Genomic DNA, 14,144 nt, shown 5'->3' on the forward strand with positions numbered 1-14,144 from the left:
CTATTCATGGATGATCATATACACTTCAAGCGAATACGACCTCGCATTTATGTCGAAACAGAGCTCAGTAAAAAAGAAATTAATGAGCGTATTAAAAAGCATTTGAAAGAAGCTGAATGTAGCTGTTCCGGGAAGTCCACAGAAGGCTATGCTACTTTTTGTCCACCTGAAAATGAACAGCATTTTTGGTCCCCTCAGCTTACCATTACTTTAGATACCGAAGACGAAAAAACATATATACGTGGCCTGTATGGACCAAAACCCTCCGTGTGGACCTTGTTTGTATTTTTCTACGCCACTATCGCATTTGCAGCTCTTATAGTTACCATGATTGGATTATCCTTTTGGACACTGAATAAACCCATTACAATTTTATGGCTTGTACCTGTTTTAGTTATAGTCTTCCTTAGCCTCTATCTGGTTGCCTACTTTGGACAGAAACTTGGCCACAAACAAATGACTAATTTGCACCGAACTCTCGAAAAATGTCTCGGCAAAGAAATTGATCCGGTTTAAAAAGCACACCCCAAACCTCCGGCGATCAAAGCTTACGCCTGAATTATTTTGATCGTAAAGCAGAAATCCCTTAATAACACCAATCTGTGATCAAAACAACTCCTTAGCCACCTCATAAACCGAAGCTGATTTCCCCATCGAATAGTAATGCAGGCTCGGAACTCCAAATTCCATCAATTCCTTAGATTGCTGAATGGTCCATTCAATCCCAACCTGGCGAACCTGATCCCTGTTCTTGCACTTCTCTACCTCTTTGGTAAGCTCCATTGGAAGATCCACATAAAAAAGCTGAGGCAATATGGTTAACTGTTTACTGGATGTGATGGGTTTCAATCCCGGTACAATAGGCAAAGTGATGTCGAATTCCCGACACTTCTTCACAAAATCAAAATAATGCTGGTTATCGAAGAACATTTGAGTAACAATGTAATCTGCACCCAGGTCTTGTTTCAGCTTTAAATATTTGAGATCCGTTTGCATATTGGGAGCAGCGAAGTGCTTTTCAGGATATCCGGCCACCCCAATACAAAAATCAGACGGGGTCGCATTTTCCAACTCATCATCCAGATAAATACCATTATTAAGGTCCACAACTTGCTCAATCAGATCAGAAGCATGTGCATGTCCATCGGGTTCGGGGACAAATTCTCGCTCCGGCTTCCTCGTATCACCTTGAATAAGCAACACGTTATCGATTCCTAAAAAATTAAGATCAATGAGGGCATTTTCGGTGTCTTCCCGTGAAAATCCTCCACAGATAATATGCGGCAAGGCATCCACTTTATAGTGGTTTTGAATGGCCGCACAAATACCCACAGTACCGGGACGTTTACGAACCGTCTTGCGCTCCAATAGTCCGTTTTCTCGCTTTTTATATACAAATTCCTCCCTGTGGTAGGTCACATCTACAAAAGGTGGGTTGAACTCCATGAGCGGATCCATGTGGTCAAAAAGAGAGCGAATATTTTGTCCTTTAAGCGGAGGTAAAACTTCAAATGAAAACAAGGTTCCGCCGTTAGCTTTTTCAATGTGTTCGGTTACTTTCATGATGATTTTGGGTCGTAGTCTAAATTAGGAGAAAGCCATTTTTCCACTTCCTCTTTTGTAGATGATTTTCTTTGTGCGTAGTCGATAATCTGATCTTCACCGAGGTTTCCTACACGGAAATACTTCGACTCAGGATGGGAAAAATAGATTCCACTCACTGAAGAAGCAGGATACATCGCAAAGGATTCAGTCAGCTTAATATTCGCATTATTCTCCACATCCAACAGATCAAATAAAATGCGTTTTTCGGTATGATCGGGACAGGCGGGATAACCCGGAGCCGGACGAATACCTGAATATTTTTCAGCTATCAGTTCTTCATTGCTGAAATTCTCCTCATCAGAATAGCCCCAAAATTCTTTTCTGACTCGTTCGTGCATGCGTTCGGCAAAAGCTTCGGCCAATCGGTCGGCCACGGCCTTCACTAATATCACATTGTAGTCATCATTCTCGGTTTCATATTTTTCGATGATCTTTTCTATCCCAATTCCAGCTGTCACGGCAAAGAATCCGATGTAATCGGTAATGCCGGTTTCCCTTGGTGCGATGTAATCCGACAAACTCGAATTCGGCTGACCAGAACGCTTTTTTGTTTGCTGCCTTAGAAAGTGAAATTTAGTTTTTTCTTTGGAAAGATCTTCATCCTCAAAAAGCTGAATATCTTCTTCATCCGCCACCGCCGGATAGAATCCAATCACTGCCTTTGCTTCCAATAAATCGTTTTCAACAATTTCATCCAGCAGCTGCTGTGCATCATCAAAAAGGGATTGTGCCTGTTCTCCCACTTCCTCATCCTCCAGAATATCCGGATACTTTCCGGTCAGCATCCACGTGCGGAAAAAGGGTGACCAGTCGATATAATTTCGAAGTTCGGAGATCTTATAATCATCAAATACTTTATTCCCTAAAAACGAAGGCTTTGGAGGTTTATACCCCTCCCACTCAATATTCGTTTTATTGACAACCGCTTCTTCAAACGGTAGTAATTTTTTCTTACTCTGCCGACTTTCATGTTGCTTGCGAAGCTCTTCATATTCTTTCTTCACTTCCAAACGGACGCCATTCTTGCGCTGCTTGCTAATCACATCTCCCGCAATGGAAACCGCCCGCGAAGCATCGAGTACATGAATGATGGAGCCATCATATTCCGGGTCAATTTTAACCGCAGTATGAAGTCTTGAAGTCGTCGCCCCACCGATCAAAAGAGGCAGATCCATATTTCGTTTTTTCATCTCGCGGGCCACGTGGATCATTTCATCCAGCGAAGGTGTAATCAATCCGCTAAGACCAATGGCATCGACGTTATGCTTTTCGGCTTCATCAAGGATCTTATCGGCAGGAACCATCACTCCAAGATCAACCACATCGTAATTATTACAGGCCAGCACCACGCTGACGATGTTTTTTCCGATGTCATGAACGTCCCCTTTTACGGTTGCTAAAAGTACTTTGGGTTGTTCACTTGTATCTTTATTCTGCTTCTTTTCTTCTTCCAGAAATGGAGTGAGGTACGCCACAGCCTGCTTCATCACTCGGGCACTTTTCACCACCTGCGGCAAAAACATCTTTCCGGCTCCAAAAAGATCACCCACCACATTCATCCCGTCCATCAACGGACCTTCGATCACTTCCAGCGGACTTCCGATCTTCTGCCGAGCTTCCTCTGTGTCGTCTTCCACGAACTCGTTGATGCCTTTTACCAGCGAATGTTTCAGGCGTTCCTCCACCGGTTTTTTGCGCCATTCATCATCCTGTTTCTTTTTGATAGAAGAACCTTCGCCTTTGTATTCTTCGGCGATCTCGAGCAGTCGTTCAGTGGCATCATTCCGGCGGTCAAACAGCACGTCTTCTACTCTTTCCAAAAGGTCTTCGGGAATGTCATCATATACTTCCAACTGCGTTGGATTCACGATGCCCATATCCATTCCATGCGAAATGGCGTGATACAAAAATGCGGAGTGAATGGCTTCTCGAACCCTATTATTTCCCCGGAAAGAAAAAGAGACATTACTCACTCCACCGATCACATGTGCTCCCGGAAGGTTTTCACGAATCCATTTCGCCGCTAAAAAGAAATCGAGTGCATTTCGGCGATGTTCTTCCATACCCGTGGCTACCGGAAAGATGTTAGGGTCAAGAATGATATCGGATGGATGAAATCCGGCTTCTTCGGTGAGGATTTTATACGCCCGGCCACAAATTTCTTTTCGTCGCTGAAGGGTATCGGCCTGACCGTCTTCATCAAAGGCCATGCACACCACAGCGGCCCCAAATCGGCGAATCATCTTGGCTCGTCGCAGGAACTCCTCTTCCCCATCTTTCAGGCTGATGGAATTAACCACACCTTTGCCCTGCATACATTTAAGTCCGGCCAAAATCACTTCCCACTTAGAAGAATCCACCATAATCGGGATCTTGGCGATATCGGGGTCGGAAGCGATGAGGTTGAGGAAGTGCGTCATTTCCTCAGCACTATCCAGCATGCCTTCGTCCATATTCACGTCCAGGATCTGCGCCCCACCCTGCACCTGATCGAGCGCTATTTTCAGGGCCTGATCATAATTTTTTTCTTTGATGGTGTTCAGGAATCTTTTGGAGCCGGTCACATTGGTCCGCTCTCCCACATTCACAAAGTTGGAGTCTTCGGTGATAATGAGCGGTTCAAGTCCACTAAGCGTAAGAGGTAAAGTCTTCATTTAATTACTACAATATTTTGAATTCCAACTCTTCGTCTGACGGCTCAATGCCCGTCTGACGATTTGCAGCCACGAGCTTTGTCCTGTAAATCCATCAGACGATTCTCGCTCTTGATTCATATTACTAATCCTATCTTCAGCCGTCAGATGGAGTTTGAGATAGTTTTCATTCACTTTCATATCAACACTCCCTTTGCGTCTTGGCCGTCAAGTTTCCGTGGTTTGTAATTCCGAGCCAGTTCGGCCATTTTGGTGATGTGTGCAGGAGTAGTCCCACAACAACCACCAAGAATATTCACCAAGCCATCTTCCAGGTATTCTTTGACCTGACTCCCCATTTCATCCGGACCTTCATCATATTCCCCAAATTCATTCGGCAATCCCGCATTGGGATACGCACTGATGTAGAAAGGTGAGCGATCAGACAAATTTTGCAAATACGGCTTGAGCTGCTTGGCTCCCAGCGCACAATTAAATCCCACACTCAGGATCGGTGCATGAGAAACAGAAATCAGAAAAGCTTCTACCGTCTGACCGGATAGCGTGCGACCAGAAGCATCAGTGATCGTTCCAGAAACCATAATGGGAAGTTCCTCTCCCCGCTCATCAAATAACTCCTGGATCGCAAAAAGGGCAGCTTTGGCGTTCAGCGTATCAAAAATCGTTTCTACCAGCAATACATCGACACCGCCGTCCATCAGTCCGCTAGCCTGTTCTTTGTAGGCCTCAGCAAGTTCATCAAACGTAACGGCGCGGTAGCCGGGATCGGTAACTTCCGGCGAGATGGAGGCCGTTTTATTCGTAGGACCCATAGAGCCGGCTACAAATCGGGGTTTATCCGGATTTTTTTGGGTGAATTTGTCCGTGGCTTTTTTGGCGATCTCAGCCGACTGCTTGTTCAATTCATACACAATATGCTCCAAACCATAATCGGCCTGAGCGATGCTGTTTCCGCTAAAGGTATTGGTTTCCACAATATCGGCTCCGGCCTGCAAGTATTCTTCGTGAATAGCCTGAATAATATCCGGTCTGGTTAAGCTAAGCAGGTCATTGTTTCCTTTTAGGTCATCGGGGTGGTCTTTGAATTGTTTACCACGAAAGTCAGATTCTTCCAGTGTATAACGCTGAATCATAGTGCCCATGGCGCCATCAAGGATCAAAATGCGGTCTTGTAAAACGTCTTTGATGTTCACTTTCTATATCTGTTTAAAATGAAGTATTTAAAATAAGAAGTAGCAACCTCGCAGCGACCGTAGGTCCTGCGAGCGTTGTGGGTATTCGGCAACATTACCTTAAATCCGAACGCTGCGAGGATCTGCGAACGCTCACAGGTTCTACTAATTAGGTTGATTTAACTAACTCTTCTTATCAAAGATTGGCTTATACAGAAAGAGTCGGTGAGGGATCAGCTCGCTTATCTTTCACCGCATGATGCGATGTGGGATTTGGCACCTGCCTCCTTTTCAGAAGTGGTTGCCAAGACGTCATCGGGCCCATCCCTCGGTCTTTCTTTATAAGCATTCAATAAATTATTTAGGTTAAATATAAAGTACTTTATGCCACTGAGCAACTTGTTATGGTGCTTAATTATACTTTAGGAATAGAACCCCGACAAGTTTATACGGGACAGGCACGGATTTGGCGGATTGAGCGGATCATCACAGAAGAAGAAGAGTAATTCGGCCTTAGAAAAAAGAGCGTTAAGAAGATGACGGAATGAAGCGTTAAGAAATAAACTGTTCCGCTGAATAGAAAAGAAGCGAAATCTGACAGTCAAGGAGCTTCAGTTTATTTTAGCGTAATGGAGTCAACTTTAGCTCTTTTTTCGCAGCCGAGAGTTTTTGGTTCTTTTGTCGGTACAAAAGAACATGGAAAGGTTTAACGCTTGGGGGCCTAGACTACCCTTCTGAAGTTTGAGGCTGAGCCTCCATATGGCATTCCTGGGTAGAGCACCGGAACGAGGTTAAAAAAATCAAAAATTAAAACTGATTGATAAGCTCTTCATAATCATCATGCGAGCCGACCCAAAACCAAATAATTTCATTGCCTTCTAAAACACCAAGTGCACGATATTCTATTGAAATCCTGACAGAATATACTTTAGGATCATCATTTACTTTCTTGAACCGTAGACTGGGATGAGCCGGATTTTCTTCAAAATATTGATAGGCTTTTTTGGCCTTTTCTTTAACGTTTTCAGGAAGGCGTTCGTAATATTTCCAAAACTTATCGGTTGTTCTGGAGATCATAATTTATCTTGGTCAAGCTTTTTGGTCTTGCCCGATTTGTATTCAGTTAGAGCCTCATTCGCTAAATTAGTAAGTACTGAACCTGATTTTTTGAATAACTCAGACCACCTCTCTTCACTTTCAAGTTCTTCCAATACGAAAGCGGCAAAGGATTCCCGCTCTTCTTTGGGAAGCTCCTCCAACTTATTGACAACTTCTTTGACTTTGTTATTCATTACAGTTGAGTTAATTAATGTTTTAAAATAATAAAAATGGATGATAGTGATGAGTTTAGTTTGAGGCTGAGGCTCCATAAGGCATTCCAGCGAGGTTAACAATATCCAATCATGAATATTCAATAGCCAATATCCATCTCCTTAACTTGGATATTCATTATTCCTTGTTGGTTATTGGATATTCACTTCCTTCGGCCTTATAAAAGGGAGGCTTATCTATCAATCACAACTCTGCCCTTATCCCAAAATGCACCTTCCCATTCGCAATACTTTCCTCCGGAGAGATCGCATAGGTAAATTTCAGTCGGCCGAGGCGGGTTTGGTAGCTCAATCCAAATCCTGTCGAGTACAGAGTATTGGTTATTTGGAATTGGTTATTGGTTTCGGTGAGTAGCTTGGGTCGGTGGTAGCGGCCCACGGCTCCAAACAAAAACAAGTAAGACTGACGATCGAGTAGGAAACGGTATTCCAGGTCTCCCCAGAGTAACTGTCCGGCACGGAATTGTTCTTCGGCGTAGCCTCGAAAGGAATTAGCGCCCCCAAAGCGTACCAAGTCGTTGAGGGTCACCCGGTCGGCTTCCAGTAAAAACCCCTTCACCGACAGAGCAATCACGCTCCGTTCAAACAGCGGTATATACTGCCGGGCTTCCAGTTCCAGCACATTCTGTACGAATGACCCGGTCGAGTCTTCTTGTAAATTCTTATTGGCGATCCCGTAACTCAAAGACAGTTGGTTACCTGAAGTTGGTACATCAAAACGATCGAGATTGGTGTATTCGAAACCAAGCCGAGCGGTACGCTTGCTGCCATCCGGCTCCACAACCATTGGCACATTTCCTCCCGATACCGAAGACTGAAACTCGATACCTCCGGTAAGTTTAAAGCCACCAGAAACCCGATAACTTCCCCCCAAATTAAACTGCCGCGACTGATAAGTGGTATCATTCTGGTAAAACTGAAATCCTGCCGACAACCCTATAGGTACCTCCCCGATCCAATCCTGGGAAACGCTCACTTCCAATTCACTGGTTTCCGGTCGAAGGCGCTGGTAGTGCAAATTTAGTCCATTGCCCTGTATCAGTACATTCCAGAGTGACAGCTCCACATCACCCACAATCTGTCCATTTCCGGCAGCATTCGGCACGTAGCCAAGCACTCCATCAAACTGATTCAGTGATCGCTCCTGCACTTCAAATACTATCACCGGCTCGCCTTCACGAATCAAGATTTGTCCCTCTCCCACAAAATTGAACAGCTCACTGGCATTCAAATTGGACTGTAAGAACCTCAGATAATTTGGCGTAATCAACTCTCCCGGCCGAAACCGTGAAACCTTCCGCAAATACTCTCGGTTACTCGTTTCCGTTCCCGAAAAATAGATATCTGAAGCTTTAGCCTTTTCTGCAGTTTCAGTAGTTATTACAATGTCCATCGAACAATCTTCATACTTCGGGGTGAACCGGGTAATCTCTGCCTCTGCAAATGGATATCCTTGTCTAAGCAGTTCAGATAAATGAAGCTCAATTGTACGAGTGAGCCATTGTTGCGAATAGTGTTCATCTGGAGAAACATTATAGGTTGAATCTATATCACCAGAATAAGTTATCTGGAAATTCTCAACTTCAAATGGGCAATATCGGGTAATATATGCCCTATCAGAATAGACCGAGTCAACTGTAGCACTCAGGTAGCCATCAGCCGTAAGCCACTGCAGCAAAATATTCTTAGGCGGTTCAACTTGGTTGATTAATTTTACTTTTACTGAATCCGGCAGTATAATTTCAGCATCGCTTCCATAAACACGAAAATCGGTCTCTTGTGCCCGAAGTAATCCCGTTGCCAGAGACATCAAAACCATAAGGAAGCCACAAATTCTATTGTACATGCCTTAAATCTACACTCTTTTTTGTTCTCGTGCAGGTGGAATGAATCTCCTTACTCATTATGATTTGAGTAAATTTGGACATTCATTATTCCGTGTTGAATATTGAATATTTAAAAATATTTGCCCTCAGAAAAAATATTCACACCTATATCAATCAATTGCAATTAACTCGTATATTTCTATTCTTTTTAACTCACTATTCATTTAATTTTTTTTGATCTTTACACTGCCTAATGAAAAATAATTATTTTGATCTCATCGACCAGACGTACCATTTTCCTCAAAATGGGTTTAAGTTGGTTGATGGCACGCTTCATTTCAATGATGTTGATCTGCATGGGCTAATTCAGAAGTATGGCACTCCATTTAAAATCTCCTACTTGCCAAAAATCTGGGAGAAAATTCGCCTGTCACGTCAATATTTTAACAAAGCTATAAAAGAAAATAACTACTCGGGCCAATACGAGTTCTGTTATTGTACCAAATGCTGTCACTTCAATCATGTAGTACGTACGGCTCTCAAAGAAAACGTCTCACTCGAAACATCCTCTTCATTTGATATTGACCTGATTGAAAAGCTACATCAAAAGGAAGTTTTTAATATAGATAAGACCATCGTTCATAACGGTTATAAAACTGAAGATTACATTAAAAAAATTGGGCGATTAATAAATAAAGGATTTTCAAATTCCATAACCGTATTGGATAATGTTGGTGAACTTGATAAGCTAATGGAGCTTGATACCAAGGAACCTATTAAAATTGGATTAAGACTTTCCATTGAAGAAGATCCACAGGCGGCCTACTACACCTCGAGACTTGGCATAAATAAACGTGAGGTTGTAGATTTTGTGAAGGAAAAAATTTCAGACAATGACCGCGTTGAACTTGTAATGGTGCATTTCTTTGTGGACTCGGGAGTCAGCGATACCATGTATTACTGGAATGAATTTAAAAAAGCTCTTTCTCAGTTCACGAAAATCAAAAAAGCAGTTCCATCGGTTCGAGCCATTAATATTGGAGGTGGATTTCCCATTCAGAATAGTCTCAATTTTGATTTTGATTATGAGTATATCACCGGTGAAATTGTCCGGAATATTCAGGAAGCTTGTAAAGAAGACGGTGTAGAAGAACCGGATATCTATACCGAATTTGGGAAATATACGGTAGGTGAAAGTGGTGCTGTGATCTTCCAGGTGTTGGAACAAAAACAGCAAAACGATGCTGAACTTTGGTACCTCATCGACAATAGCCTGATGAATACTATCCCCGATGCCTGGTCCATCAATGAGAAATTTATTCTATTGCCACTCAACAAATGGCAAAACCAGTATAAGCGAGTCAATATTGGAGGAATAAGCTGCGATCATTCCGATTATTACAATTCAGAAGAACTAAATCAGCAGGTTATGTTACCGGCTTATTCGAATGATGAAGATGAACCGTTGTACATTGGCTTTTTCCACACAGGTGCATACCAGGATTCTATTAGCGGATATGGCGGAATTAAACACTGCCTGATTCCCTCTCCAAAACATATTGTGGTAGATGAAGACGAAAACGGCAATCTTTTTGATTACGTTTATCGTGATGAACAGACTGTGGACAACATGCTAAATATTTTAGGATACAATGACTGATAATAACCCCATTTATGCCGGAATTGAAGGTGAGCATAATCTATATGATAATGCAGCCATTCTGTTGCAATCAATCCCATATGACGGTACCAGTACCTGGGGCAAAGGTGCCGACGAAGGTTTTGGCGCTTTTCTGGATGCTACACAGAATATGGAGATTTATGACATTGAAACGGACAGCGAAGTCTATAAAAAAGGTGTTCATATCATTGAACCCATTTTGGAAGATGAATCCCCGGAAGCGATGTTTGAGGCAGTTTATAAAAACACTAAGGAACTACTTAAAACCAATAAATTTCTCACCTTTTTTGGTGGTGAACACTCCATAAGCATAGGTATCATTAAAGCGTTTTATGAGGCTCATCCCGATATCACTATCCTACAAATTGATGCCCATACCGATCTTCGTCCCGAGTACCACGGTTCTCCCTATAACCATGCTTGTGCCGTATATGATGCATCCCAAAATGCAAATCTCATTCAGGTAGGTATCCGAAGTATGGATTCCGGTGAACTTGATTATTTAGATCGTGATAAGTGTTTTTTTGCTGAAGACATGTATGGTCACACAAACTGGATGAAAGAATCTATCAGTAAAATGACGGATAATGTTTACATCACCTTTGATCTGGATGCTTTTGATCCCTCAATAATGCCCGCTACCGGAACAACTGAACCCGGTGGCCTACTTTGGAATTCCACCATCCAATACCTCAAAAATGTATTTCAACAAAAAAATGTATTGGGATTTGATATCGTTGAACTCGCCCCCATCGATGGATTGACAGCACCTCAATTTTTGGCCGCCAAACTCTACTATAAAATGCTAAGCTATAAATTTGCTAACTCATGAGTAACAAAGGACCTGTTTCAGATTTCTTAACCCACCATTTTCGACATTTCAATGCTGCTTCATTGGTTGATGCTGCAAAGGCTTACGAAGATCAGCTGAATTCCGGGGCAAATATGATGATCACCCTGGCCGGGGCCATGAGTTCCGGGGAACTGGGGCTGTCGCTGGCTGAAATGATTCGTCAGGATAAGGTACATATTATCACCTGTACCGGAGCCAATTTGGAAGAGGATATTTTCAACCTGGTAGCTCATAATCACTACAAACGCATTCCCAATTACCGGGATCTGAGTCCGCAGGATGAGCAGGAATTACTTGATCAACATTTCAATCGCGTAACGGACACCTGTATTCCTGAAGAAGAAGCTATGCGTCGTATTGAAGGCCATTTGGTGAAACGATGGGTGAAAGCAAGCAAGGATAATGAACGACATCTCCCGCATGAGTATTTTTATGATATGCTCTTAAGTGGTGACATGGAAGATGACTATCAAATAGACCCAAAAGATTCATGGTTATTGGCAGCAGCAGAGAAAAACCTTCCGATTATTGTGCCCGGGTGGGAAGATTCCACCTGCGGTAATTTCTTTGCCTCTCACTGCATTGAAGGACGTACAAAACCTTCAGCCGTAAAATCCGGCATTGAATACATGATGTTTCTTACGGATTGGTATAAAAATAATGCAGAAAACGGAGTCGGTTTTTTCCAAATTGGCGGTGGAATTGCCGGCGACTTCCCAATATGCGTAGTACCCATGATGGAGCAAGACCTTGGTCTGAAAGACACTCCTTTGTGGTCTTACTTTTGCCAAATTAGCGATTCAACCACCAGTTATGGCTCGTACTCAGGAGCCGTCCCAAATGAAAAAATTACCTGGGGTAAATTGGGGATAGAAACTCCAAAATTCATTATAGAATCTGATGCTACTATTGTAGCTCCGCTAATTTTTGCTTATCTGTTGGACTGGTAACATTTAACCAAACGAAAGCAGCGTGGCTATTACCGATAAAAACATTTCAAAAGAGCGAGCACTTCACATTTATAAAAGCCTGTTACTGCCTCGGCGAATTGAAGAACGAATGCTCAAGCTCTTGAGACAAAATAAAATCAGTAAATGGTTTTCAGGAATTGGTCAGGAAGCGGTTGGGGTTGGGGTTACGCTCTCGGCTGAACCCGAAGATTACATTTTACCCATGCATCGCAACCTCGGGGTATTTACCTCCCGGGAGGTCCCACTCTATCCCCTCTTTTGTCAGCTTTTTGGGAAGGCACATGGCTTCACTGAAGGTCGGGATCGCTCTTTTCACTTTGGAATTCCAGAATACAAAATCATTGGGATGATCTCTCACCTTGCGGCCATGATGCCGGTTGCCGACGGACTTGCTCTTGCAAAGAAATTAAAAGGAGAAGACGCCGTCGCTTTTTCTTTTTGCGGAGATGGCGCTACCAGTGAAGGTGATTTTCATGAAGCTCTGAATCTGGCAGCTGTTTGGGAATTACCGGTGGTCTTTATCATCGAGAATAACGGGTACGGACTCTCAACCCCTACTTCCGAACAGTTCGCTTGTGAGCATCTCGCCGATCGTGCTAAGGGATATGGAATGCACGGTTTTAACATTGACGGGAACAATATCTTTGAAGTAATGGAAACCGTGGAGAAAGCCCGTAAACTTGCTCTAAAAGGTGAACCGGTTCTGATAGAAGCCAAAACTTTTCGCATGCGCGGACATGAGGAAGCTTCAGGTACCCATTATGTACCTGACGTACTGTTTGAAAATTGGGCTGAAAAAGATCCGATTTTAAGAGTTGAAAATTTCATGGAATCTGAGGGCTTCTATACCAAAGATGATTTCAAAAAATTTACTAAAGAAATTGATGAATCCTTCAAAAAAAAGTTGGATAAGGCATTGAATGCTTCCGACCCAACTTTTCATGAAGAACGGGAATTATCAAAAGTGTATGCTCCCGAGCCCAGTGAATTCCCTCCACAAAAAGAAGGAAATGAAACTGAAATGAGGTTTGTAGATGCTATTCAAGCCTCCTTAAAACAAGCATTCGAAGAGGATGATCAATTTCTGATTATGGGACAGGATGTGGCTGAATACGGAGGAGTGTTCAAGATCACGGAAGGGTTTCTTGATCAATTTGGTAAGGAGCGTGTTCGCAATACACCAATTATTGAATCCGGGGCTTTGGGAGCTGCTATGGGTTTGGCTTTGGAAGGATTTAAGCCGGTGGTCGAAATGCAGTTTGCTGATTTCATTTCCTGCGGATTTAACCAGATTGTGAATAATCTGGCTAAATCTCACTACCGCTGGGCACCTCCGCTGAATGTTACCATTCGCGCACCCCATGGAGGCGGTGTGGGAGCCGGACCGTTTCATTCCCAATCTGTGGAAGGCTGGTTTATGCAAATTCCCGGGTTAAAAGTGGTTATTCCTGGTACCGTGGAAGATGCTATGAATCTGCTGTACAGCTCCTTACATGATCCTAATCCGGTTCTTTTCTTTGAGCACAAAAAGCTCTACCGGAGCCTGAAAGCTACTATTCCTGATAAATCAAACTACGAACCTTTAGGTAAAGCTAAAGTCAGGAAAGATGGAACTGATGCAACTATTATTACCTATGGAATGGGTGTGCAGTGGGCACTTGAAATAGCTTCAGAATATGAGAAAAAAGACATTTCACTGGAAATTTTGGATCTCCGAACCCTACTCCCCTTAGATAAAGATGCCATCCGAAAAACGGTGCAAAAAACAGGGAAAGTGTTGCTGCTACAGGAACCTTCACTTACATTAGGTCCTCTTAGCGAAATTTCAGCCATTATATCCGAAGAATGCTTTGAGTGGTTAGATGCCCCGGTTATGCGTTGTGCTTCTATGGATACCCCCATTCCGCATGATAAAAACCTCGAGAATGGATTTATGGCTGATGCTAAACTTCAGAAACAGTTACAAAAATTATTAGACTATTGAGTTTCACTAATTTTGATACAAAGCCATTTGTTTCAATTTTATTGAAACTTCGTTTCTCTGTTAATTC

General features: G+C 42.9%; 11 protein-coding genes and 1 riboswitch. Of the genes, 5 read left to right on the forward strand and 6 right to left on the reverse strand.

The window, feature by feature from the left end:
• Positions 1–6 precede the first annotated feature (6 nt).
• Entirely contained in the window at positions 7–516 is a 510-nt protein-coding gene (locus RI561_RS05535; protein ID WP_395079232.1) for a hypothetical protein, read from the forward strand.
• 90 nt (positions 517–606) lie between these two features.
• Here the strand turns inward: RI561_RS05535 and RI561_RS05540 are convergent, their stop codons facing one another.
• The 6 genes from RI561_RS05540 to RI561_RS05565 form a co-directional block, all read right to left on the reverse strand.
• The gene (locus tag RI561_RS05540; protein WP_395079233.1) at positions 607–1,563 is read right to left on the reverse strand and encodes a methylenetetrahydrofolate reductase; all 957 of its coding nucleotides are present in this window, start codon (positions 1,561–1,563) and stop codon (positions 607–609) included.
• A complete protein-coding gene (gene metH / locus RI561_RS05545; protein ID WP_395079234.1) occupies positions 1,560–4,259 on the reverse strand; it encodes a methionine synthase in 2,700 nt (899 codons plus the stop codon). The genes RI561_RS05540 and metH overlap by 4 nt, the downstream gene beginning before the upstream one ends.
• A gap of 176 nt (positions 4,260–4,435) precedes the next feature.
• Positions 4,436–5,401, reverse strand: coding sequence for a homocysteine S-methyltransferase family protein (locus RI561_RS05550; protein WP_395079289.1), 966 nt, complete (start codon positions 5,399–5,401; stop codon positions 4,436–4,438).
• 269 nt (positions 5,402–5,670) lie between these two features.
• Positions 5,671–5,779: riboswitch (SAM riboswitch) on the reverse strand.
• A gap of 459 nt (positions 5,780–6,238) precedes the next feature.
• Positions 6,239–6,508, reverse strand: coding sequence for a type II toxin-antitoxin system RelE/ParE family toxin (locus RI561_RS05555; protein ID WP_395079235.1), 270 nt, complete (start codon positions 6,506–6,508; stop codon positions 6,239–6,241).
• On the reverse strand, positions 6,505–6,723 hold the full coding sequence (locus RI561_RS05560; protein ID WP_395079236.1) for a hypothetical protein: 219 nt from the start codon (positions 6,721–6,723) through the stop codon (positions 6,505–6,507). Before RI561_RS05560 ends, RI561_RS05555 begins: the two co-directional genes overlap by 4 nt.
• Positions 6,724–6,946: 223 nt before the next feature.
• A complete protein-coding gene (locus RI561_RS05565) occupies positions 6,947–8,608 on the reverse strand; it encodes a BamA/TamA family outer membrane protein (protein WP_395079237.1) in 1,662 nt (553 codons plus the stop codon).
• Between the two features lie 233 nt (positions 8,609–8,841).
• Between RI561_RS05565 and RI561_RS05570 the strand changes: the two genes are divergently transcribed.
• Genes RI561_RS05570 through RI561_RS05585 form a run of 4 tightly spaced genes read left to right on the forward strand, consistent with a single transcriptional unit; the run spans position 8,842 to position 14,077 of the window.
• Positions 8,842–10,248 (forward strand): arginine decarboxylase, encoded by a 1,407-nt coding sequence (locus tag RI561_RS05570; protein ID WP_395079238.1) that lies wholly within the window; start codon positions 8,842–8,844, stop codon positions 10,246–10,248.
• The gene (gene speB / locus RI561_RS05575) at positions 10,241–11,101 is read left to right on the forward strand and encodes an agmatinase (protein ID WP_395079239.1); all 861 of its coding nucleotides are present in this window, start codon (positions 10,241–10,243) and stop codon (positions 11,099–11,101) included. The genes RI561_RS05570 and speB overlap by 8 nt, the downstream gene beginning before the upstream one ends.
• The gene (locus RI561_RS05580; RefSeq protein WP_395079240.1) at positions 11,098–12,072 is read left to right on the forward strand and encodes a deoxyhypusine synthase family protein; all 975 of its coding nucleotides are present in this window, start codon (positions 11,098–11,100) and stop codon (positions 12,070–12,072) included. Before speB ends, RI561_RS05580 begins: the two co-directional genes overlap by 4 nt.
• A 22-nt stretch (positions 12,073–12,094) precedes the next feature.
• Positions 12,095–14,077: a thiamine pyrophosphate-dependent enzyme gene (locus tag RI561_RS05585; RefSeq protein WP_395079241.1), complete on the forward strand. Its 1,983-nt coding sequence runs from the start codon at positions 12,095–12,097 to the stop codon at positions 14,075–14,077.
• Positions 14,078–14,144 lie beyond the last annotated feature (67 nt).

Source organism: Gracilimonas sp. (genome assembly GCF_031581265.1).
In the GTDB taxonomy this organism is placed as follows: domain Bacteria; phylum Bacteroidota; class Rhodothermia; order Balneolales; family Balneolaceae; genus Gracilimonas.

Excerpts from the sequence above, each read along its gene's own strand:
- RI561_RS05570 (WP_395079238.1), top strand. The coding sequence starts at position 8,842 with ATGAAAAATAATTATTTTGATCTCATCGACCAGACGTACCATTTTCCT.
- speB (WP_395079239.1), top strand. The coding sequence starts at position 10,241 with ATGACTGATAATAACCCCATTTATGCCGGAATTGAAGGTGAGCATAAT.
- RI561_RS05560 (WP_395079236.1), bottom strand. The coding sequence starts at position 6,723 with ATGAATAACAAAGTCAAAGAAGTTGTCAATAAGTTGGAGGAGCTTCCC.
- RI561_RS05565 (WP_395079237.1), bottom strand. The coding sequence starts at position 8,608 with ATGTACAATAGAATTTGTGGCTTCCTTATGGTTTTGATGTCTCTGGCA.
- RI561_RS05550 (WP_395079289.1), bottom strand. The coding sequence starts at position 5,401 with ATGGGCACTATGATTCAGCGTTATACACTGGAAGAATCTGACTTTCGT.
- RI561_RS05535 (WP_395079232.1), top strand. The coding sequence starts at position 7 with ATGGATGATCATATACACTTCAAGCGAATACGACCTCGCATTTATGTC.
- RI561_RS05555 (WP_395079235.1), bottom strand. The coding sequence starts at position 6,508 with ATGATCTCCAGAACAACCGATAAGTTTTGGAAATATTACGAACGCCTT.
- RI561_RS05580 (WP_395079240.1), top strand. The coding sequence starts at position 11,098 with ATGAGTAACAAAGGACCTGTTTCAGATTTCTTAACCCACCATTTTCGA.
- metH (WP_395079234.1), bottom strand. The coding sequence starts at position 4,259 with ATGAAGACTTTACCTCTTACGCTTAGTGGACTTGAACCGCTCATTATC.
- RI561_RS05540 (WP_395079233.1), bottom strand. The coding sequence starts at position 1,563 with ATGAAAGTAACCGAACACATTGAAAAAGCTAACGGCGGAACCTTGTTT.